We start from the raw sequence: 19,040 nt of genomic DNA on the forward strand, positions 1-19,040 counted from the left end.
GCCGTCCGTCGCTGATGCCGATCAGAGCGACTCGCCCGCCCCGGTCAGGGATCGCCGCAGGCGACCCCCGCAGGGGGCTTGTCCTTGACCGGGGCGGGCGAGTCGCTCAGGCATCAGAAGCGACGGACGGCTCCGGAGGACAGGCGCGGGGCCTGTTCTTGGGTGAGTCCCGAAGCGGCCTCCGCGTCTCCGGGCGCGCCTCTCGTCACCGGCCCAGGCCCGCCCGCAGGGCGCCTCCTCTCCGGTCCCTTCCAGCGCTTCCTACCGCGGGATCCGCAGCACCACCCGCAGCCCGCCCAGCGTCTCGGAGCGCTCCAGCGCCAGCGCCCCGCCATGCGCCCTTGCGATGTCCAGCGCGATGGCCAGCCCCAGCCCCACGCCGCCTCCGTCGTTCTGGTTGCGGCTTTCGTCGAGCCGCGCAAACGGCCGCAGCGCGGTCTCGCGCAGCGCCTCGGGAATGCCGGGCCCGTCGTCCTCCACCGTCCATTCCACGAACATCCGCCCCAGCCGCAGCCGCGCCTCGACCCGATCGCCGTGGCGGGCCGCGTTCGACAGCAGGTTGCCCAGCGCCCGGCCGATGGCGCCGGGGCGCAGGGTCACCGGCTCGGGCTGGCGCGAATCCTCTGTCAGACCCACGCCGACCTGCGCCCCGGCGCGGCGGGCGTCGGCGGCCGCGGTCTCCAGCAGCGCCAGTGGATCGGCCTCGACCGCCGTCTCCCCCGCCCCGCCGCGGGCGAAGTCGAGGAACGCCGACAGCATCCGCTCCATCTCGGCGATGTCCTTGGCGAGGTCGTCGCGGTCGGGCGTGGGGTCCAGCATCTCGACCGCCAGCCGCATCCGGGTCAGGGGCGTGCGCAGGTCGTGGCTGACGCCGTAGAGCATGTTGGTGCGCTGCTCCATCGCCCGCTCCACCCGCCGGCGCATGTCGAGGAAGGCGGCGCCGGCGCGGCGCACCTCCTCGGCGCCGCCGGGGCGGAAGGGGACCACGCGGCCGCGCCCGAAGCCCTCGGCGGCGTTGGCCAGATGCCGGATCGGCTTGACCTGGTTGCGCAGGAACAGCACCGCCACCACCGCCAGCAGCACCGCCGTGGCCACCATCCACACCAGCAGGATATGCGGGTTCGAGGCGATCGTCCGCTTGCGCGGAATCAGCGCGCGGAGCACCCCCTTGGCGGTCTGGATCTTCACCTCGACGTCGCGGTTGTAGCGCACGAGGTCGATGGACATCGGCCGGGCGATGTCGAGGCGCAGCCGCTCGGCGAGCGCGTTGCCCGAGACGTCGTAGAAGTTCTGCGCCGTCGCCTCGGGCACACTCACGCCGGGATCCAGCGCCAGCGTCATGCCCAGCGGCCGGGCGATGTTCTCCAGCCGAATCCGCGCCCCCTCGACGTCGGCCGCGGTCTCGACCGCGTTGACCGCATAGATCAGCTCCAGCGCCACCGAGCCCGCCATCTGCTGGGTCACGCCCGCATAGTGGTTCTGGATGAACAGGCCCGCCACCACCAGCTGCAACAGCACGATCGGCGCCAGCAGGATCACCAGCGCCCGACCGAACAGGCTGCGCGGCAGGTATTTCTTGTATGCCCTGACCATGCGCGACAAGTTGCGCGCCACGAGGTCCCGAAGCAATGGGCCCGAAGGAGGAGGATCCCCGATGGCCGCAGGCCCCACGCCCGCCGACCCGTTCGACCGCCGCTCCGACGCCGAGGCCGGCGCCCCCGGGCCTGTCGTGACGCTCGAGCCCGGCCTGCGCCGGGTCGCCTGCCCCAATCCCTCGCCCATGACCTTCACCGGCACCCGCACCTATATCGTGGGCCGGGGCGAGGTCGCGGTCGTCGACCCGGGCCCCGAGCATCCCGGCCACCTCGAGACCATCCTCTCGGCGCTGGAGCCGGGGGAGCGCGTCTCGCATATCGTTCTCACGCACACGCACATCGACCACTCCCCCGGCGTGCCTGCGCTGAAGGCGCGCACCGGGGCGCAGACCTGCGCCTTCGGAGCTCACGGCGCCGGGCGCAGCGCGCGGATGGAGACGCTGGCCGCCTCTGGCGCGCAGCTCGGCGGCGGCGAGGGCGGCGACCGCGGCTTTGTCCCCGACCGAACGCTCGCCGACGGCGAGCGGCTGGAGGGCGCCGGCTGGGCGCTGACCGCGATCCACACGCCGGGGCACATCTCCAACCACCTCGCCTTCGCCGTCGAAGCCGACGGCATGTCCCCCGGCGCGGTGCTGTCGGGCGATCACGTGATGGGGTGGGCGACCTCGATCGTCTCGCCCCCCGACGGCGACATGGCCGCCTACATGGCCAGCCTCCGCAAGCTCCAGGGCCGCGGCGACCGGGTGTTCCATCCCGGCCACGGCCACCCGATCGAGGACCCAGAGGCGATGCTCGCCCACCTGATCGCGCACCGCGAGTCGCGCGTGCAGCAGGTGATCGCGGCCCTGCCCTCGCCGGGGATGCCCGGCAAGGACGCGCTGGAGATGGCGCGCGGCATCTACACCGACGTCGACCCGGCCCTGCTGGGCGCGGCGGCGCGCAACGTCTTCTCGGTCCTGATCGGCCTGGTCGAGGAGGGCCGCGCCGAGCACGAGGGCGTCCTCTCCGACACCGCGAAGTTCCGCCACCGCTGAACCGCCCCCGCCCCGCGACGCGCCCCCGGCGCCCCGCCGACCGCCCTGCGGGAGCGCCGGTTCCCGGGTGAGTCAGGAGCGCCGCCGGAGGCTCCTGCCTCGCCCGCCGGCGGCCCCGGACCCCGCGTCGCGTTCCGTTCCGCCCCCCGCGCCCCTAGTTAGTGACGCAGGCCCCGCGACCCACAGGAGATCCCGATGAGCAATCCCCCCAAGCCCGTGGTTCTGGTGATCCTCGACGGCTGGGGCCTGCGGGCGGAGACCGAGGGCAACGCGGTCGCGCAGGCGCGCACCCCCACCTTCGACTCCCTGATGCAGGGCCGCCCCAACGCCACCCTCAAGGCCTGCGGCAACGCCGTGGGCCTGCCCGAAGGCCAGATGGGCAACTCCGAGGTCGGGCACACCAACATCGGCGCCGGGCGGATCGTGTGGATGGACCTGCCCCGGATCGACCGCGCCATCGAGGACGGCGAGTTCGCCCGGAACGAGGTCCTGCAAGGCTTCATCAACAAGCTGCAGGCCGCCGGCGGGACCGCGCATGTGGCGGGGCTGGTCTCGCCCGGCGGCGTGCATTCCCACCAGCGCCACATGGCCGTGGCCGCCAAGGTCCTCGCCGAGGCTGGCGTCCCGGTGCGCCTGCACGCCTTCCTCGACGGGCGCGACACGCCCCCCAAGGCGGCGCCCGGCTACCTGCAGACGCTCGAGGACGACATCGCGGGGACGCAGGGCGTCTCGATCGCCACCGTGATCGGCCGCTTCTTCGCCATGGACCGCGACAACCGCTGGGAGCGCGTCGCCGAGGCCTATGAGCTGATGGTCCGCGGCAAGGGCGCGAGAGCCGAGAGCGCCGTCGCCGCCGCCGAGGCCGGCCACGCCGCCGGCGAGACGGACGAGTTCGTCTCCCCCCACGCGATCGGCGGCTACGACGGGATGAAGGAGGGCGACGGCCTGCTGTTCGTCAACTTCCGCGCCGACCGCGCGCGCGAGATCCTCTCGGCGCTCGCCGCGCCCGAGTTCGACGGCTTCGACCGGGGCGAGGCGCCGCGGTTCTCGGCCGTCGCCGGGATGGTCGAATACTCCTCCGAGCACGCGAAGTTCATGCCCGCCCTGTTCCCGCCCGAGGAGATCGTGAACACGCTGGGCGAGTGGGTCGCCCGCCACGGCAAGACCCAGATGCGCCTCGCCGAGACCGAGAAATACCCCCACGTCACCTTCTTCCTCAACGGCGGCGAGGAGGTCCCCAACACGGCCGAGGACCGCCACATGGCGCCCTCGCCCTACGTGAAGACCTACGACGCCCAGCCCGAGATGGCCGAGCCGGAGGTCACTCACCGGCTGGTCGAAACCATCCGCCGCGGCAAGCACGACCTGATCGTGTGCAACTTCGCCAACCCCGACATGGTCGGCCACACCGGCGACCTGAACGCGGCCATCGCCGCGGTCGAGGCGGTGGACGCGGGCCTCGGCAAGGCGATCAAGGCGCTGGAGGCGGTGGGCGGCGCGATGATCGTCACGGCCGACCACGGCAACTGCGAGACGATGATCGACCCCGAGACCGGCGGCCCCCACACCGCCCACACCCTCAACCCCGTGCCGGTGATCGTGGTCGGCGGCCCCGAGGGCGTCCGCCTGCGCGAGGACGGGGTGCTGAGCGACCTCGCCCCCACCCTGCTGGAGCTGATGCGCCTCGATCAGCCCGAGGAGATGACCGGCCGCTCGCTCCTGATCCGCGCCAACGCCTGATGGCGCGCGCGCGGGCCCTGCCGATCCTCGCGGGCTGCGTGCTCGCGCTGGTCGCCGGAGCGCCGGCGTCGGCGCCGGCCCAGGAGACGCCCGCCCCCGCCGCGCTGGGCGCCCGCACCTCCCAGGCGCCGGCGACCGAGGCGCGCGAGGCGCTCGAGGAGGCCGACCGGGCGCTGGTCGAGGCGGCCGACGACTCGGCCCGCCGCGCCGCCGCCACCCGCGCGGGCGCCGCGGTCGAGGCGACCCTCTCGACGATGCGCGAGACGCTGCGCCAGGCCGCCCGGCTGATCGACACGCTCGAGGGGCGGGCCGCCGCAGCCCATGACGCCGGCCAGTCGGCCGTGGCCCGGCTGGCGGCGCTGGCCCGCGCGCCGCTCGCCGCACAGGCCGCCCAGCCGGCCGGACCGCTCGCGGCCGCCCGCGGCGCCTGGCTCGCCGCCGCCATGGGTCCCGCCCGCGCCGCCGACGCCGCCGAGCGTCGGTCCGAGGTGGCCCGGGCGCAGGCCCGGGACCTGGACCGTCGCGCGGCCTGGTCGCGCGCGCGCGGCGCCGCGCTGGATCTTCGCGGCGCGCGCGAGGGGGTGCTCGCCCCCGGCGGCGTCGGCGCCCTGCGCGCCAGCCTGCGCGAGATGCGCGCCGCGCTCGCCGATTTCGTCGCCGTGGGGCCGGTGACCGACCCGCTTGGCCTCGCGCCCCCGCGCCCCGAGACGCCCGGCGACTGGCCGCCGCCGGCGCCGGGACCGATCGTCACGCCATTCGGGACCCGCGATCCGCTCGGCCAGGCCCACACCGGCATCGAGATCGCGGTCCCCGAATGGGCCGCCCCGCGGACCCCGGCGATGGCCTCGGTGCGCTACGCGGGCCGCCTGGGCGGGCGAAAACAGGCCGTCGTCCTCGAGACGGCGCCCGGCCGTCTGCTGATTCTCGGCGGGCTCGAAAGCCTGCTGGTGGCGGAGGGGGAGATCGTCCCCGCCGGGGCGCCCATCGGTCACTTGCGCGTCATCGACCCCGCCGCGCCGGAAATTCTCGTCGCCGCGCCCTTCCCCCGGGAGGCGTTTTCCGCTGCAATGCTCTATGTGGAAACGAGGGAGGCCGGGATCCCCGTGGACCCCGCCCGCTGGTTCACGCTCCCGAAAGGAGAGTCAGAGACGCCATGAGAAAAATCGCCGTCGCCGCGTTGGGGGGCGCCGTCGCGGGCGCCCTGCTGACCGCGCCGCTCGTCGCGCCGCTCAGCGCGCAGGAGAACGACGCGCGCACCACCTACGAATACCTCGACCTGTTCGGCGACATCTTCGAGCGCGTCCGGACCGCCTATGTCGAGAAGGTGGATGAGAAGGCGCTGATCGAAAGCGCCATCAACGGGATGCTCACCTCGCTCGATCCGCACTCGAGCTACATGCCCCCCACCGCCTTCGACGACATGAAGGTGCAGACCCGCGGAGAGTTCGGCGGCCTGGGCATCGAGGTGACGATGGAGAACGGCTTCGTGAAGGTCGTCTCCCCCATCGACGACACGCCCGCCGCCGAGGCCGGCGTCGAGTCCAACGACTTCATCACCCATATCGACGGCGAGTCGGTGCTCGGCCTGACGCTGGCCGACGCGGTGGACAAGATGCGCGGGCCGGTCGGCTCGGACATCGTGATCACCATCGTCCGCGAAGGGGCCGAGGAGCCGCTCGAGGTCACCATCACCCGCGCCAACATCAAGATCGCCGCCGCCAAGGGCCGCGCCGAGGGCGATGTCGGCGTGCTGCGCGTGACCCAGTTCACCGAACAGACCTACGACAACCTCAAGGAGGCGATCGAGAAGGTCCAGGAGGACATGGGCGGCGCGGAGAACGTGAAGGGCTACGTGCTCGACCTGCGCAACAACCCCGGCGGCCTGCTCAACCAGGCGGTGGCGGTGTCCGACGCGTTCCTCGAGTCGGGCGAGATCGTCTCGACCCGCGGACGCGACGCCAAGGACATGGACCGCTACAACGCCGAGCCCGGCGACCTGACCGGCGGCAAGCCCATCGTGGTGCTGATCAACGGCGGCTCCGCCTCGGCCTCCGAGATCGTGGCCGGCGCGCTGCAGGATCATCACCGGGCCATCGTCGTGGGCGCCAAGTCCTTCGGCAAGGGCTCGGTCCAGACGATCATGCCGCTCTCGGGCAAGGGCGCGATCCGGCTGACCACGGCGCGCTACTACACGCCGTCCGGCCGCTCGATCCAGGCGCTGGGCATCGAGCCCGACATCCTGATCGAACAGGCCAAGCTGGCGGTCGAGGAGGGCGAGGTTCCGCCCCGGATGCGCTCCGAAGCCGACCTGCGCGGCAGCCTCGAGAACGCGCTCAGCGAGGACGAGCGCAAGCAGATCGAGGATGAGCGGGCCCGCCACGAGGCGACCGCCAAGCTCCGCCAGGAGGATCTGCAGCTGGCCTATGCGCTGGACGTGCTGACGGGTCTCTCGGTCTACGGCATGGGTGCGATGCAGGCGGCGCCTCCCGCGTCGAACGAGTGACGGAGGACGGCGGCGTGGCGAAGGAGCTGAAGAAAGAGCTCTCGGAGGCGGAGATCGCCGCGCTGCCGTACCGTCCCTGCGTGGGGCTGCTGATCCTGAACCGGGCCGGCGAGATCTTCGTCGGCCAGCGGCTGGATTTCCGCTCCGACGCCTGGCAGATGCCGCAGGGCGGCGTCGACGAGGGCGAGGCGCCGCTGGAGGCGGCGCTTCGCGAACTGTGGGAGGAGACCGGGATCACCCGCGACAAGGTCACCCTGCTGGCCGAGAGCCGCGAGTGGATCCCCTACGACCTGCCCGCCTCGCTGATCCCCAAGCTGTGGAAGGGCCGATACCGCGGCCAGACCCAGAAGTGGTTCGCCTTCCGCTTCCACGGCGGCGACGCGGACGTGAACATCGAGTCCGAGCACCCCGAATTCTCGCGCTGGGCGTGGTCCCCGCACGACGAGGTCCTCGCGCGGATCGTGCCTTTCAAGCGCGCCACCTACCGCAAGGTGCTGGCCGAGTTCGACCGCCTGTTCGCCTGATCCTGCGCAGGTCGCGCTGCGCGGCCGCGGCGTCCGGCGCCGCATGAGCAATCCCCGGCGCGCGGCGGTCTCCGAACGGGGCCCGGCGCCGGATTCCTCCGGCGAGGCGGAGGGCGCAAGCCAGGCGCGCGGCCTACCAGGGACGGGTGGCGCGGAAGGCGGGGCGGGCCTGCATCGTCTCGAGCCAGGCCTTCAGGCGGCGGCGTCCGGCCAGCAGCGCGCCGCCTTCGGGCGCCTCGGCGAAGGCGGCCACGATGGGCGCCAGGTGCAGGTCGGCCAGCGAGGGCGCGGCGCCCCCGAAGAACGGCCCCTCGCCGGTCAGCGCCTCGAGCGCGTCGAGCACAGGGCGGGCGCGGGCCAGGCCCTCGCGCGCCTCGGTCCGGTCGGGCTCCTCGCCATGGCGGGGGCGGAAGACGCGATTGGAATACAGCATCCGCACCATCGGCCAGTAGGCGTAGGCGTCCGCGATCGCCTGCACCTGACGCATCCGGCCGCGCGCCTGCGGGTCGGTGGGCTGGAGGGCGGGACCGGGGAAGGCCTCGTCCACATACTGCACGATCGCCACGGTTTCGTAGAGCGCGAAGGACCCGTGCACCAGCACCGGAACCTTGGCGAAGGGATGCCGGCGAGCGGCGCGCTCCGGCTCGGCGAAGGGGTCGACCTCGACCCAGTCCCAGTCGACGCCCTTTTCGGACAGGGCCAGCCGGGCGGCCCAGGCATAGATGCTGTGCTGGTAGCCGTGCAGCGTCACACGCGGGGGCGAAGTCATGCGGGGTCTCCTGGCGCCGAGGGCCGGACCCTGCCGCCCTCGCCGCCCGGACGCAACCGGGAGCGGCCTGCGACGCCGCGTCCGCCGGCCGCTCCGGCGGGGGGCGGCCAAGGCGGCTCGACGCGTCCCAAGACGCCCTCCCTGGGTTCAGCCCCGACGCTGGCGGCCGCGCGCCCGCTGGGTCATGATGCGCGCCGCGGGCCGCCTGGCCCGTGGGCCCCGCGCCCGCCTTACGCCCCTGCCGGAGCCGCCCGCGCCATGACCTTCGACCAGTCGCTGTCCGCCTGCTTCTCGAAATACGTGACCTTCTCGGGCCGGGCCGCACGCTCGGAGTTCTGGTATTTCGTGCTGTTCGTCTGGGCGATCAGCCTGCTGCTGGGGTTCGTCGAGGCGCGCCTGCTGCCCGGCATGACCAACCCCGAGGCCGGGGCCGGCCCGCTCAGCGGCCTGTGGGGCCTGGCGACGCTGCTGCCCCTGCTTTCGGTCACCGTCCGCCGCCTCCACGACGGCGCGCGCAGCGGCTGGTGGTGGTGGTTGTGGCTGGTCCCCCTGATCGGCGCGATCGTGCTGCTGGTCTGGTTCTGCCTGCGCGGGACCCAGGGCCCCAACCGCTTCGGCCCGGACCCTCTCGCCCCGCCCTCCGCTCCCCACGAGCGGCCGTGGGAGATCCCCGCCGTCTCGAAGCCGCACGGCTGAGGCCGACCCGAGGACCGGAACCGCCTTCGCCGGCCCTCCTTCGGCGTCGGCATCGGGCCCAACGCCCTCGAGGCGCATCGGGCGTTCGGGGCGAGACGGCGAGCCTGCGCCGCATGACCATGCAGACCTTCGACTGCGACGCGGTCGCCACCCTGCTCGCGCGTGGCGGCGCCGAGGCGGTTCAGACCCCGCGCCCCCCGGGCGCGGCGCGCTTCGGCTTTGACGGTCGCTGGAACGCACGTCCGGAGCGCGGCTTTCTCAGCGGCCGCCAGCCGCGCCCGGACTGAAACCGCAGACCGCGTCCGCCAATGCAGAAGCCCCGCACGATCGCTCGTGCGGGGCTTTTGTTGTCCGTCGGACGAAGCCGGCCGGTCGTCGGGGCTCAGAAGCCGAGCGACGAGGCCAGGAACTTCATGTCGTTCAGGCGCAGGGCGGCGAGGGTCTTGCCCTGGCCGGACGCGATCTCATGGGCCTTCTCGGCCTCGGCGATCTTGGCCGAGAACCATTCGGCCGAGACCTCCTCCTTCTTCACCGCCTCCTCGGCCAGCACCGCGGCGCCGGCCGGAGAGATCTCGGCGAAGCCGCCGGTGACGACATAGGCGGTTTCCGAGCCGCCGTCCCGCACCGTCACCACGCCGGGGCGCAGGGGGGTGAGGAAGGGCGCGTGCTCGGGCATCGCCGTCAGGTCGCCCTCGGCGCCCGGGATCTGGATCGCATCGGCCTCGCCCGAGGCAAGCTTGCGCTCCGGCGAGACGAGATCGTAGGCGAGCTTGGCCATCGGGCGCTCCTAAATCAGGCCGCGGCGGCCAGCTTCTCGGCCTTGGCAACCACTTCGTCGATGCCGCCGACCATGTAGAAGGCGGCCTCCGGCAGATGGTCGAACTCGCCCTCGCAGACCCGCTTGAAGGACGAGATCGTGTCCTCGATCGGAACCTGCACGCCCGGCGAGCCGGTGAACACCTCGGCCACGTCGAACGGCTGGGACAGGAAGCGCTGCAGCTTGCGCGCCCGCTGCACCGTCACCTTGTCCTCTTCCGACAGCTCGTCCATGCCCAGGATGGCGATGATGTCCTGGAGCGCCTTGTAGCGCTGCAGGGTCTCCTGGACCATGCGGGCCACCAGGTAGTGCTCCTCGCCGACCACGGCCGGGTCGAGGATGCGCGAGGTGGAGTCGAGCGGATCCACGGCCGGGTAGATGCCGAGCTCCGAGATGGCGCGCGACAGAACGGTGGTGGCGTCGAGGTGGGCGAAGGACGTGGCCGGCGCGGGGTCGGTAAGGTCGTCCGCGGGCACGTAAATCGCCTGAACCGAGGTGATCGAGCCGTTCTTGGTCGAGGTGATCCGCTCCTGCAGCTGGCCCATGTCGGTGGCCAGCGTCGGCTGGTAGCCCACCGCCGAGGGGATGCGGCCCAGAAGCGCCGACACCTCGGAGCCCGCCTGCGTGAAGCGGAAGATGTTGTCCACGAAGAACAGCACGTCGGCGCCGGACTGGTCGCGGAACTGCTCGGCGATGGTCAGGCCGGTCAGCGCGACGCGGGCGCGGGCGCCCGGCGGCTCGTTCATCTGGCCGTAGACCAGGGCCACCTTGGACTTGGTCAGGTCCTCGAGGTTGATGACGCCGGACTCGATGAACTCGTGATAGAGGTCGTTGCCCTCACGGGTCCGCTCGCCCACGCCGGCGAACACGGAATAGCCCGAGTGCACCTTGGCGATGTTGTTGATCAGCTCCTGGATGAGCACGGTCTTGCCCACGCCAGCGCCGCCGAACAGACCGATCTTGCCGCCCTTGGAGTAGGGGGCCAGCAGGTCGATGACCTTGATGCCGGTGACCAGGATCTCCGACTCCGTCGACTGCTCGGCGAAGGACGGGGCCTGCTGGTGGATGGCGCGGGTCTCGGTCGCGTCGACCGGGCCCTTCTCGTCGATCGGGTCGCCGATGACGTTCAGGATGCGGCCGAGCGTGCCGTCGCCCACGGGCACCGAGATCGGGCCGTCGGTGTCGGTCACGGCCTGGCCGCGGGTCAGACCCTCGGTGGAGTCCATGGCGATGGTGCGGACCGACGACTCGCCCAGGTGCTGGGCGACCTCGAGCACGAGACGCGTGCCGTTGTTGTCGGTCTCGAGCGCGTTGAGGATCGCGGGCAGATGGCCGTCGAAGGCGACGTCCACGACCGCGCCGATGACCTGGGTGACTTTTCCGGTAGGCATGGGGGTCTCCGTCCCTTACAGCGCTTCCGCGCCGGAGATGATCTCGATGAGCTCCTTGGTGATCGCAGCCTGGCGGGAGCGGTTATACTCCAGCGTCAGCTTGTCGATCAGGTCGCCGGCGTTGCGCGTGGCGTTGTCCATGGCCGACATCCGCGCGCCCTGCTCGGACGCGGCGTTCTCCAGCAGACCGGTGAAGATCTGCGTGGCGATCGCACGCGGCAGCAGGTCCGCGAGGATGACGTCCTCCTCGGGCTCATACTCGTAGGGAACCGCGGCGCCGTCCTCTGCGGGATCGGCCTCCTCGGTCTCGAATTTCGCCGGGATCAGCTGCTGCGCCGTCGGAATCTGGCTGATCACCGACTGGAACTCGTTGAAGAACAGCGTGGCCACGTCGAATTCCCCGGCCTCGAACATGGCCAGGACGTCGGTGGCGACCCCTTGCGCGGTGGCGTAGTCGACCCGTTTCAGGCCCGAGAGGTCCACGTGCTTGACGAACAGGTCGGCGTAGTCGCGACGCAGCTGGTCGCGGCCCTTGCGGCCGATGGTCAGGATCTTGACCGTCTTGCCCGCCGCCTGAAGCTCGCGGATACGCACGCGCGCCAGCCGCACGATGGAGCTGTTGAAGCCCCCGCACAGCCCGCGCTCGGCGGTGGCCACGATCAGCAGGTGGGTCTGCTCCGATCCGGTGCCCGACAGCAGCCTCGGCGCCGTGTCGGGGTTGGCCCCCGCCGACAGCTTGCCGAGAACCGCGTTCAGACGCTCCGCATAGGGGCGGCCGGCCTCGGCCGCCTCCTGGGCGCGGCGGAGCTTGGCCGCCGCGACCATCTGCATGGCCTTGGTGATCTTCCGGGTCGACTTGACCGAGTTGATCCGGTTCTTGAGGTCCTTGAGGCTGGGCATATCAGATCCCTATTCCTGCGGGGCCGGGGCCCCTCAGGAGAAGCCCTTGGAGAAGTCCTCGATGGCCGCCTTGATCTTGTCGGCCAGCTCCCCGTCGACCTTGCGGTCGTTGGTCTCGATGTCGTTGAGCAGGTCCTTGCAGGCCGACCGCAGGTGCGACAGCAGCCCGCGCTCGAACTTGGTGACCTGGTTGACGGGGATCTTGTCGAGGTAGCCCTGGGTGCCCGCGTAGATCACGATCACCTGCTCGGCGTTGGTCAGCGGCGAGTACTGGGCCTGCTTGAGCAGCTCGGTCAGACGCGCGCCGCGGTTCAGCAGCCGCTGGGTCGAGGCGTCGAGGTCAGAGCCGAACTGCGCGAAGGCCGCCATCTCGCGGTACTGCGCCAGCTCCAGCTTGATCGAGCCGGCGACCGACTTCATCGCCTTGGTCTGGGCGGAGGAGCCCACGCGCGACACCGACAGGCCGGTGTTCACGGCGGGGCGGATGCCCTGGAAGAACAGCTCGGTCTCGAGGAAGATCTGGCCGTCGGTGATCGAGATCACGTTGGTCGGGATGTAGGCCGACACGTCGCCGGCCTGCGTCTCGATGACGGGCAGGGCGGTCATCGAGCCGGAGCCGTGATCCTCGTTCATCTTCGCCGCACGCTCGAGCAGGCGGGAGTGGAGGTAGAACACGTCGCCCGGGTAGGCCTCGCGCCCCGGCGGACGGCGCAGAAGCAGCGACATCTGGCGGTAGGCGACGGCCTGCTTGGAGAGATCATCGTAGATGATCAGCGCGTGCATGCCGTTGTCGCGGAAGTACTCCGCGATCGAGCAGGCGGCGTAGGGGGCCAGGTACTGCATCGGCGCGGGATCGGAGGCGGTGGCCGCCACGATCACCGAGTAGTCCATGGCGCCCGTCTCTTCCAGCTTCTTCACGAGCTGGGCGACGGTCGAGCGCTTCTGGCCGACGGCGCAGTAGATGCAGTAGAGCTTCTTGGACTCGTCGTCGCCGGCGGCGTCGTTGTAGCTCTTCTGGTTGAGGATCGCGTCGAGCGCCACGGCGGTCTTGCCGGTCTGGCGGTCGCCGATGATCAGCTCGCGCTGGCCGCGGCCGATCGGGATCAGCGCGTCGATCGCCTTCAGGCCGGTGGCCATCGGCTCATGCACCGACTTGCGCGGGATGATGCCGGGGGCCTTCACGTCGGCGCGGCGACGCTCGACGCCCTCGAGGGCGCCCTTGCCGTCCAGCGGGTTGCCCAGCGCGTCCACGACGCGGCCCAGCAGCGCCTTGCCGGTGGGGACGTCGACGATCGAGCCGGTCCGCTTGACCGTGTCGCCTTCCTTGATGCCGCGGTCGTCGCCGAAGATCACGGCGCCCACCGAGTCGGCCTCGAGGTTCAGGGCCATGCCCATCATCCCGCCGGGGAACTCGATAAGCTCGCCCATCTGCACGGAGTCGAGGCCGTAGATGCGGGCGATGCCGTCGCCGACGGACAGCACGGTGCCGACCTCGGAGACTTCCGCTTCCTGACCGAAGTTCTTGATCTGCTCCTTGAGGATCGCAGAAATCTCGGCTGCCTGGATGCTCATCACCCGACCTCTCTCATGGCGTTCTGCAGGGCGGCGAGTTTCGAGCGGATCGAGGTGTCGATCAGCTTGGACCCGACCTTTACGACAAGACCGCCGATGAGGCTTTCATCGACGGTCTCGTCCAGATTCACGTCGCGGCCGAAGGCCGCCTTGAGCGCGTCGGCGAGAGCCGCGCGCTGTTCGTCGCTGAGCGGAGCCGCGACCTTGACGTCGGCGGTCAGCTCGCCCCGACGCTCGGCCATCCGCGCCACATAGGCGTCGCAGACGTCGCCGAGCGCGAACAGGCGGCGCTTCTGCGCCATCAGTCCGATCACGTTCCGGGTGATTTCCGACAGGCCCATCGCCTCGGCGACGGCGGCCATGGCGGCCGACAGCTCGTCCCGCTTGTAGATCGGGCTGCCGACGGCGGTGCGAAGTTCGGCGCTGTCGTTCAGCGCCTGGCGGACCGCCTTGAGATCCGACTCCACCTGGTCGAGGGCGCCCTGCTCCTCGGCGAGCTCCAGCAGAGCGGTCGCGTAGCGTCCCGCGATGCCGGTGGTGAGCGTTGCTGATACTGCCACGGGTCCCCTTCCGAATTCGGCTGGACATGCCAAAAGCCGGCGCGGGGCGGCTTCCTTGCGGACGCCGTCCGCCCCCTCTCTCGAACCGAGGGCTAGCTAGCACAGGGGGTTGAGGCGCGCAATATCGTGACAGGCGCCCGATGGGTGCGACGAAGTCATTGATATTTCGTGAACTCGCCGCCCCCAGGACGGGCCCGGCGCCCTGTGCAGCGTCGCCCTGCCGCGGGGGGGAGGGCGGCCATGCGCCGGATTCGCGCCCGATCGGGTGGAATCCCGGGCGCTCAGGTGGTTCTCGCGCCGCGAGCGGGCCCCGTGCGCGGCGCCAAAACCGCGCGCGGGGCCGCCGCGCAGGCCCGCGCGAATCCCTCAGCCGCGATCGAGGCCCCGCGCGATCTCTCCGGCCAGCGCGAGACCGCCGTAGACCAGGCCCGAATACAGCTGCACCAGGCTCGCTCCCGCCTGCAGCTTGGCCCGCGCCTGCGCGGCGGAGGCGACGCCCCCCACCCCGACCAGCGGCAGGGCGCCCCCGGTCAGGCGCGACAGGCTCGCCAGCACCTCGGTCGAGCGGTCGAACAGCGGCTGCCCGGAGAGGCCCCCCGCCTCGCCGGCCTGGGGGCTGCGCAATCCCGCGCGCGCGAGGGTGGTGTTGGTGGCGACGATGCCGTCGATCCCCTGCGCGAGGCAGACCTCGGCCACGTCCGACAGCTCGCCCTCGGTCAGATCGGGGGCGATCTTGACCAGCAGCGGCGCGCCGGGGGCCTTCGCCTCGCGCGCCTCCAGGCTGCGGGACAGCGCCGCCGACAGCGCCGCGCGGCCCTGCAGGTCGCGCAGCCGCTCGGTGTTGGGGGAGGAGACGTTGACCACGAAGAAGTCGACCAGCCCGGCAAAGCGGCCCAGCACGGAGACATAGTCGGCGACCTTGTCCTCGCTGTCCTTGTTGGCGCCCAGGTTCAGGCCCAGCGGCGCGGGCAGGGGCGCGGCGGCGCGCGTCGCCTCGAGCCGGGCCGCGACCGCCTCCATCCCGTCGGTGTTGAAGCCGAAGCGGTTGATCACGCCGCGGTCCTCGGTCAGGCGGAACAGGCGCGGGCGCGGGTTGCCCGGCTGCGGCTTCGGCGCCACGCCCCCGATCTCGAGGAACCCCGGCCCGGAGGCGAGCGTGGCGGCCACGGCCTCGGCGTTCTTGTCAAAGCCCGCGGCGACGCCGACGGGGTTGGGGAAGTCGAGGTTCCACACCCGCCGCGTCAGCCCGCCCGAGGTCGCCGGCCCCCCCGGCGACAGCCCCAGCGCGTGCCGCAGGTTCAGCGCCTGCAGCGCCCGGCGGTGAGCGTCCTCAGGATCGAGCGTGCGGAGCAGGGCCAGGCCGGCGCGCTCGGCCGAGACGGCGAGGCTCATGCTCCCGCCTCGCCCCAGGCGAAGCCTGTGGGAAACAGGTGACGCCCCTGCGCGCCGCGCGGCAACGGCCGGATCCAGGAAACGTCCGAAAACGCGATTTCGCGGTAGAGATGAGGGAACAGGGCGCCCCCGCGGCTTTCTTCCCAGTGAAGTGATTCTCCCAAAGCGGCGACTTCGAGACCCAAAAGCCACAGGTCGCCGTCCTGGGCGAAGTGCTTCGCCGCCGTGCCCGGCGCCTGCCCTGCGGACGAGAGGTGGACGAATCCGTCGCGAATGTCATGCTCGGACCCTTTGAATTCAAAGGCTTGCACGAGGATCGCGCACTCTTCGGGCCGCAGGATCTTGAATACATGAATTTCGCTCACGTCGCCGTTCATCCCATCATTGACATCGGGGCAGGGTTAAGGATTCCTTAACGGGTAGCCGACGCTCGGTGGCGTCGGGAGTAGCGTACCAGGTGGCTCAATGACTCGAGTAGCGTCTGAAGGGTAAGTGACCGGGGGTGGCCTAGTCTGCCGCCGAAGGCCACCCCCTTCCATCATGACCGATACACGTGAAATGACCCGGACGCCCGACGAATAGTCGGGCCTGACTGAAAACGGGCCGCGGCTTTCGCCGGGGCCCGTTTCGCATTTCAACAGATCAGACCAGCCCTTCGGACTTGGCGAAGGCGAGCGTGGCGTCGAGGCAGTCCTCCATCGGCGCGAACATCGCGTCGAGCTCCGCCTCGGTGATGATCATCGGCGGGCAGAAGCCCAGCGCGTCGCCCATGTTGCGCAGGATCACCCCCCGCTCGACCAGCTCGCCTGCGAGCTTCGCGCCCAGCTTGCCGGCGGGGTCGAAGGTCTTGCGGCCGGTCTTGTCGGGCGAGAGCTCCAGCGCGCCGATCAGGCCGACGCCGCGCGCCTCGCCGACCAGCGGGTGGTCCTTCAGGCGGTCGAGATGGCCGAGGAAGGTCTTCGAGACGGCGCGCACATGGTCGAGGATCCTGCGCTCCTGATAGATGCGGATCGCCGCCACGCCTGCGGCGCAGCCCACCGGGTGACCGCCGTAGGTGAAGCCGTGGCCGAGCGTGCCGATCTTGCCGGTGTGCTGCTCGATCACCTCGGCCTGCTCGCGGCAGAGCGCGACGGCCGACAGCGGCGCGTAGCCCCCGGTCAGCTGCTTGGCGAGCGACATCGAGGTCGGGTTGACGTTGTAGGTGTCGGCGCCGAACCACTCGCCCGTGCGGCAGAAGCCGTTGATGACCTCGTCGGAGATCATCAGCACGTCGTATTTCTCGAGCACCGGGCGGATCGCCTCGAAGTAGCCCGCCGGCGGGATGATGACGCCGCCCGCGCCCATCACCGGCTCGGCGATGAAGGCGGCGACCGTCTCGGGGCCCTCGCGCTCGATCAGCTCCTCGAGCTCATGGGCGAGGCGGGCGGAGAAGTCGTGCTCGGACTCGCCGTCCTGCGCCTCGCGCCAGTGGTGGGGGGTGCCGGTGGAGAGGAAGCGGTCGAGCGGCAGGTCCCAGTCGATGTGGTTGTAGGGCAGCCCGGTCATCGAGGCCGAGGCGATGGTCACCCCGTGATAGCCCTTGCGGCGGGAGATGATCTTCTTCTTCTCCGGCCGGCCCAGCGCGTTGTTGTAGTACCAGGCCAGCTTCACCTGGGTGTCGTTGGCCTCCGAGCCCGAGGACTGGAAGATCACCCGGGCCATGTTCGGGGCCAGCTCCTTGATCTTCTCGGCCAGCTCGATGGCGGGCTCGTGGGAGCGGCCGGCGAAGAGGTGGTAGTAGGGCAGCTTGTGCACCTGCTCGGCCACCGCGTCGGCCAGTTCCTTGTCGCCGAAGCCGAGGCCCGCGCACCACAGGCCGGACATGCCCTCGATGAACTCGCGGCCGTGCTCGTCGTAGACGTAGACGCCCTTGCCCGTCTCGATCACGTGGGGGCCCACCTGGCGATGCGCGGCGGCGTTGGTGTAGGGATGAAGCAGCGCCTCGACGTCGCGCGTCTGCATGTTGGTGAGCTGGACGTTCATCGGAAGGCCTCGTTGGCAAGGGATCAAAAGGGCTACGCCCGGCTTCGGGGCTGCGTCAATGGTCCGGATGATGCGGCGCCGCATGGCCCGGAAGGCGCCGGCGCGGCCCGGGCGAGGGCCGCCGCGCGGCCCCTGCGCGAAGGTCGTCCGCCAAGGCCTTGTCCGGACAGGGGTGCGAGCGGGTCGCACAGCGCCATGGACGTGGTTGCGGCGCCCCGATAAGGTCGCCGAACTTTCCCGGCGTCGGCTCTGCGTGCGACGCCTTTCCCTTGCCCCGATGGGAGGTTCGCGTCCATGCCCGGCATCCTCGCGCTGGGGCTCGGCTATGTGTTCAGCCAGTTCTACCGGGCCTGCCTGGCCGTTCTCGCGCCGTATCTGACGACCGATCTGGGGCTCGACGCCGCCGACCTGGGGCGCGCCTCGGGGGCCTGGTTCCTGGCATTTGCGCTGATGCAGCTGCCGGTGGGCGTGGGGCTGGACCGGCTGGGACCGCGGCGCACCGCGGGGCTGCTGTTCGGGATCTGCGCGGCCGGCGGCTCGGCGATCTTCGCGCTGGCCCAGGGGCCGGTGATGATCACGGTCGCGATGACCCTGATCGGGGCGGGCTGCGCGCCGGCGCTGATGGCGCTGTTCTACATCTATGCCCGCGGGTTCAGCATGGCGCGCTTCGCCTTCCTGACCTCCTGCACCGTGGGGGTCGGGACACTGGGCAACATCGCGGGGACCGAGCCCTTCGCCCTGCTGATCGAGGCCGTCGGCTGGCGCGCCGCGATGGGCGGGTTCGCGGCCGTCTCCGCCCTCTCGGCCATCGCCACGCTGCTGCTGGTCAAGGATCCCGCGCGGGTCGACCCCGAGGCCGGCGCCGCCCACGATCGCGGCTTCCTGGAATACGGCGAGCTCTTGCGCCTGCGGGTGTTCTGGCCGCTGATCCCCATGGCCATCGTCAACTACGCCCCCGCCGCCGGCATCCGCGGCCTGTGGGCGGGGCCCTACCTGTCCGAGGTCTTCGCCCTGCCCGCGCCCGAGGTCGGCCGCGCCGTCCTGTGGATGGCCGTGGCGATGTCGCTGGGGGCCTTCTGCTACGGGCCGCTCGACCGGGTGCTGGGCACGCGCAAGTGGATCGTGGCGCCGGGGAACCTGGCGGCCGCGGGCTGCTGCCTGGCGCTGGGGATCTGGGCGGACGCCTCGGCCTCGCTCGCCACGCTGCTGCTGGCCGCGATCGGCTTCGTCGGCTCGACCTACACCATCGTCATGGCCCATGCGCGCGCCCTGGCGCCGCTGCGGCTGGTGGGGCGGACGGTGACGCTGATGAATTTCTTCGTGATGGCGGGGGTGGGCCTTGCCCAGCCGATCACCGGCGAGGTGGTCGAGGCCGCCCGCGCCGCCGGCGCGCCCCCCGCAGACGCCTACGCCCAGGTCTTCATCCTCTACGCCGCCGCGATGGTCTTCGCGACTGTGGTCTACCTGTTCAGCCGCGACGCCAAACCCTGAGGACGCGGCCCCGCCCGCCGCTCCCAGGTCGCGA

18 protein-coding genes are annotated in these 19,040 nt (G+C 71.3%); 8 read left to right on the forward strand and 10 right to left on the reverse strand.

The genetic code is table 11. From position 1 onward, the window contains the following. Positions 1–261: 261 nt before the first annotated feature. The gene (locus AAC134_RS00005; protein WP_339946980.1) at positions 262–1,593 is read right to left on the reverse strand and encodes an ATP-binding protein; all 1,332 of its coding nucleotides are present in this window, start codon (positions 1,591–1,593) and stop codon (positions 262–264) included. A 61-nt stretch (positions 1,594–1,654) separates the two neighbouring features. Here AAC134_RS00005 and AAC134_RS00010 point away from each other — a divergent pair, with 61 nt between their 5' ends. The 5 genes from AAC134_RS00010 (at position 1,655) to AAC134_RS00030 (ending at position 7,396) form a co-directional block, all read left to right on the forward strand. Then, positions 1,655–2,629 carry an MBL fold metallo-hydrolase gene (locus tag AAC134_RS00010; protein WP_339946981.1) on the forward strand — a complete coding sequence of 325 codons (975 nt, stop codon included), beginning with the start codon at positions 1,655–1,657 and terminating at the stop codon, positions 2,627–2,629. A 195-nt stretch (positions 2,630–2,824) separates the two neighbouring features. Further along, on the forward strand, positions 2,825–4,369 hold the full coding sequence (gene gpmI / locus AAC134_RS00015; protein WP_339946982.1) for a 2,3-bisphosphoglycerate-independent phosphoglycerate mutase: 1,545 nt from the start codon (positions 2,825–2,827) through the stop codon (positions 4,367–4,369). Continuing rightward, a complete protein-coding gene (locus tag AAC134_RS00020; RefSeq protein ID WP_339946983.1) occupies positions 4,369–5,526 on the forward strand; it encodes a hypothetical protein in 1,158 nt (385 codons plus the stop codon). The genes gpmI and AAC134_RS00020 overlap by 1 nt, the downstream gene beginning before the upstream one ends. Then, complete coding sequence (locus tag AAC134_RS00025) at positions 5,523–6,872, forward strand: S41 family peptidase (protein ID WP_339946984.1); 1,350 nt, start codon at positions 5,523–5,525, stop codon at positions 6,870–6,872. Before AAC134_RS00020 ends, AAC134_RS00025 begins: the two co-directional genes overlap by 4 nt. Positions 6,873–6,886: 14 nt before the next feature. Continuing rightward, a complete protein-coding gene (locus tag AAC134_RS00030) occupies positions 6,887–7,396 on the forward strand; it encodes an RNA pyrophosphohydrolase (RefSeq protein ID WP_339946985.1) in 510 nt (169 codons plus the stop codon). Positions 7,397–7,529: 133 nt separating this feature from the next. Here the strand turns inward: AAC134_RS00030 and AAC134_RS00035 are convergent, their stop codons facing one another. After that, positions 7,530–8,165, reverse strand: coding sequence for a glutathione S-transferase family protein (locus tag AAC134_RS00035; RefSeq protein WP_339946986.1), 636 nt, complete (start codon positions 8,163–8,165; stop codon positions 7,530–7,532). A 258-nt stretch (positions 8,166–8,423) separates the two neighbouring features. On the opposite strand from AAC134_RS00035, the gene AAC134_RS00040 reads away from it, so the two are divergent. After that, positions 8,424–8,861: a DUF805 domain-containing protein gene (locus AAC134_RS00040; protein ID WP_339946987.1), complete on the forward strand. Its 438-nt coding sequence runs from the start codon at positions 8,424–8,426 to the stop codon at positions 8,859–8,861. 113 nt (positions 8,862–8,974) lie between these two features. Then, positions 8,975–9,148, forward strand: a complete 174-nt coding sequence (locus tag AAC134_RS00045) for a hypothetical protein (protein ID WP_339946988.1) — start codon at positions 8,975–8,977, stop codon at positions 9,146–9,148. Positions 9,149–9,243: 95 nt separating this feature from the next. Here AAC134_RS00045 and atpC read toward each other — a convergent pair whose 3' ends face one another. The 8 genes from atpC to AAC134_RS00085 form a co-directional block, all read right to left on the reverse strand. After that, positions 9,244–9,639 carry an ATP synthase F1 subunit epsilon gene (gene atpC, locus AAC134_RS00050; protein WP_339946989.1) on the reverse strand — a complete coding sequence of 132 codons (396 nt, stop codon included), beginning with the start codon at positions 9,637–9,639 and terminating at the stop codon, positions 9,244–9,246. Positions 9,640–9,653: 14 nt separating this feature from the next. Continuing rightward, entirely contained in the window at positions 9,654–11,069 is a 1,416-nt protein-coding gene (gene atpD, locus AAC134_RS00055) for a F0F1 ATP synthase subunit beta (protein ID WP_339946990.1), read from the reverse strand. Between the two features lie 15 nt (positions 11,070–11,084). Next, positions 11,085–11,969: a F0F1 ATP synthase subunit gamma gene (locus tag AAC134_RS00060; protein ID WP_339946991.1), complete on the reverse strand. Its 885-nt coding sequence runs from the start codon at positions 11,967–11,969 to the stop codon at positions 11,085–11,087. A gap of 33 nt (positions 11,970–12,002) precedes the next feature. Next, positions 12,003–13,541: a F0F1 ATP synthase subunit alpha gene (gene atpA / locus AAC134_RS00065; RefSeq protein WP_339946992.1), complete on the reverse strand. Its 1,539-nt coding sequence runs from the start codon at positions 13,539–13,541 to the stop codon at positions 12,003–12,005. Then, positions 13,541–14,101: a F0F1 ATP synthase subunit delta gene (locus tag AAC134_RS00070; protein ID WP_339946993.1), complete on the reverse strand. Its 561-nt coding sequence runs from the start codon at positions 14,099–14,101 to the stop codon at positions 13,541–13,543. Before AAC134_RS00070 ends, atpA begins: the two co-directional genes overlap by 1 nt. Positions 14,102–14,467: 366 nt before the next feature. Beyond that, entirely contained in the window at positions 14,468–15,493 is a 1,026-nt protein-coding gene (locus tag AAC134_RS00075) for a quinone-dependent dihydroorotate dehydrogenase (RefSeq protein ID WP_339946994.1), read from the reverse strand. Then, positions 15,490–15,870 carry a DUF952 domain-containing protein gene (locus AAC134_RS00080; protein ID WP_339946995.1) on the reverse strand — a complete coding sequence of 127 codons (381 nt, stop codon included), beginning with the start codon at positions 15,868–15,870 and terminating at the stop codon, positions 15,490–15,492. Before AAC134_RS00080 ends, AAC134_RS00075 begins: the two co-directional genes overlap by 4 nt. A gap of 265 nt (positions 15,871–16,135) precedes the next feature. Further along, complete coding sequence (locus AAC134_RS00085; RefSeq protein WP_339946996.1) at positions 16,136–17,515, reverse strand: aminotransferase; 1,380 nt, start codon at positions 17,513–17,515, stop codon at positions 16,136–16,138. Positions 17,516–17,809: 294 nt separating this feature from the next. On the opposite strand from AAC134_RS00085, the gene AAC134_RS00090 reads away from it, so the two are divergent. Beyond that, positions 17,810–19,006, forward strand: coding sequence for an MFS transporter (locus tag AAC134_RS00090; RefSeq protein ID WP_339946997.1), 1,197 nt, complete (start codon positions 17,810–17,812; stop codon positions 19,004–19,006). The last annotated feature ends 34 nt before the right edge of the window (positions 19,007–19,040 follow it).

Source organism: uncultured Albimonas sp. (assembly GCF_963977235.1).
Lineage (GTDB): Bacteria > Pseudomonadota > Alphaproteobacteria > Rhodobacterales > Rhodobacteraceae > Albimonas.

Bases quoted from the DNA above. Each gene is read 5' to 3' on its own strand.
- AAC134_RS00035 (WP_339946986.1), bottom strand. From the start codon at position 8,165: ATGACTTCGCCCCCGCGTGTGACGCTGCACGGCTACCAGCACAGCATC.
- AAC134_RS00010 (WP_339946981.1), top strand. From the start codon at position 1,655: ATGGCCGCAGGCCCCACGCCCGCCGACCCGTTCGACCGCCGCTCCGAC.
- AAC134_RS00075 (WP_339946994.1), bottom strand. From the start codon at position 15,493: ATGAGCCTCGCCGTCTCGGCCGAGCGCGCCGGCCTGGCCCTGCTCCGC.
- AAC134_RS00060 (WP_339946991.1), bottom strand. From the start codon at position 11,969: ATGCCCAGCCTCAAGGACCTCAAGAACCGGATCAACTCGGTCAAGTCG.
- AAC134_RS00040 (WP_339946987.1), top strand. From the start codon at position 8,424: ATGACCTTCGACCAGTCGCTGTCCGCCTGCTTCTCGAAATACGTGACC.
- atpD (WP_339946990.1), bottom strand. From the start codon at position 11,069: ATGCCTACCGGAAAAGTCACCCAGGTCATCGGCGCGGTCGTGGACGTC.
- AAC134_RS00005 (WP_339946980.1), bottom strand. From the start codon at position 1,593: ATGGTCAGGGCATACAAGAAATACCTGCCGCGCAGCCTGTTCGGTCGG.
- AAC134_RS00020 (WP_339946983.1), top strand. From the start codon at position 4,369: ATGGCGCGCGCGCGGGCCCTGCCGATCCTCGCGGGCTGCGTGCTCGCG.
- gpmI (WP_339946982.1), top strand. From the start codon at position 2,825: ATGAGCAATCCCCCCAAGCCCGTGGTTCTGGTGATCCTCGACGGCTGG.
- AAC134_RS00085 (WP_339946996.1), bottom strand. From the start codon at position 17,515: ATGAACGTCCAGCTCACCAACATGCAGACGCGCGACGTCGAGGCGCTG.
- AAC134_RS00080 (WP_339946995.1), bottom strand. From the start codon at position 15,870: ATGAACGGCGACGTGAGCGAAATTCATGTATTCAAGATCCTGCGGCCC.
- atpC (WP_339946989.1), bottom strand. From the start codon at position 9,639: ATGGCCAAGCTCGCCTACGATCTCGTCTCGCCGGAGCGCAAGCTTGCC.
- AAC134_RS00025 (WP_339946984.1), top strand. From the start codon at position 5,523: ATGAGAAAAATCGCCGTCGCCGCGTTGGGGGGCGCCGTCGCGGGCGCC.
- atpA (WP_339946992.1), bottom strand. From the start codon at position 13,541: ATGAGCATCCAGGCAGCCGAGATTTCTGCGATCCTCAAGGAGCAGATC.
- AAC134_RS00090 (WP_339946997.1), top strand. From the start codon at position 17,810: ATGCCCGGCATCCTCGCGCTGGGGCTCGGCTATGTGTTCAGCCAGTTC.
- AAC134_RS00045 (WP_339946988.1), top strand. From the start codon at position 8,975: ATGACCATGCAGACCTTCGACTGCGACGCGGTCGCCACCCTGCTCGCG.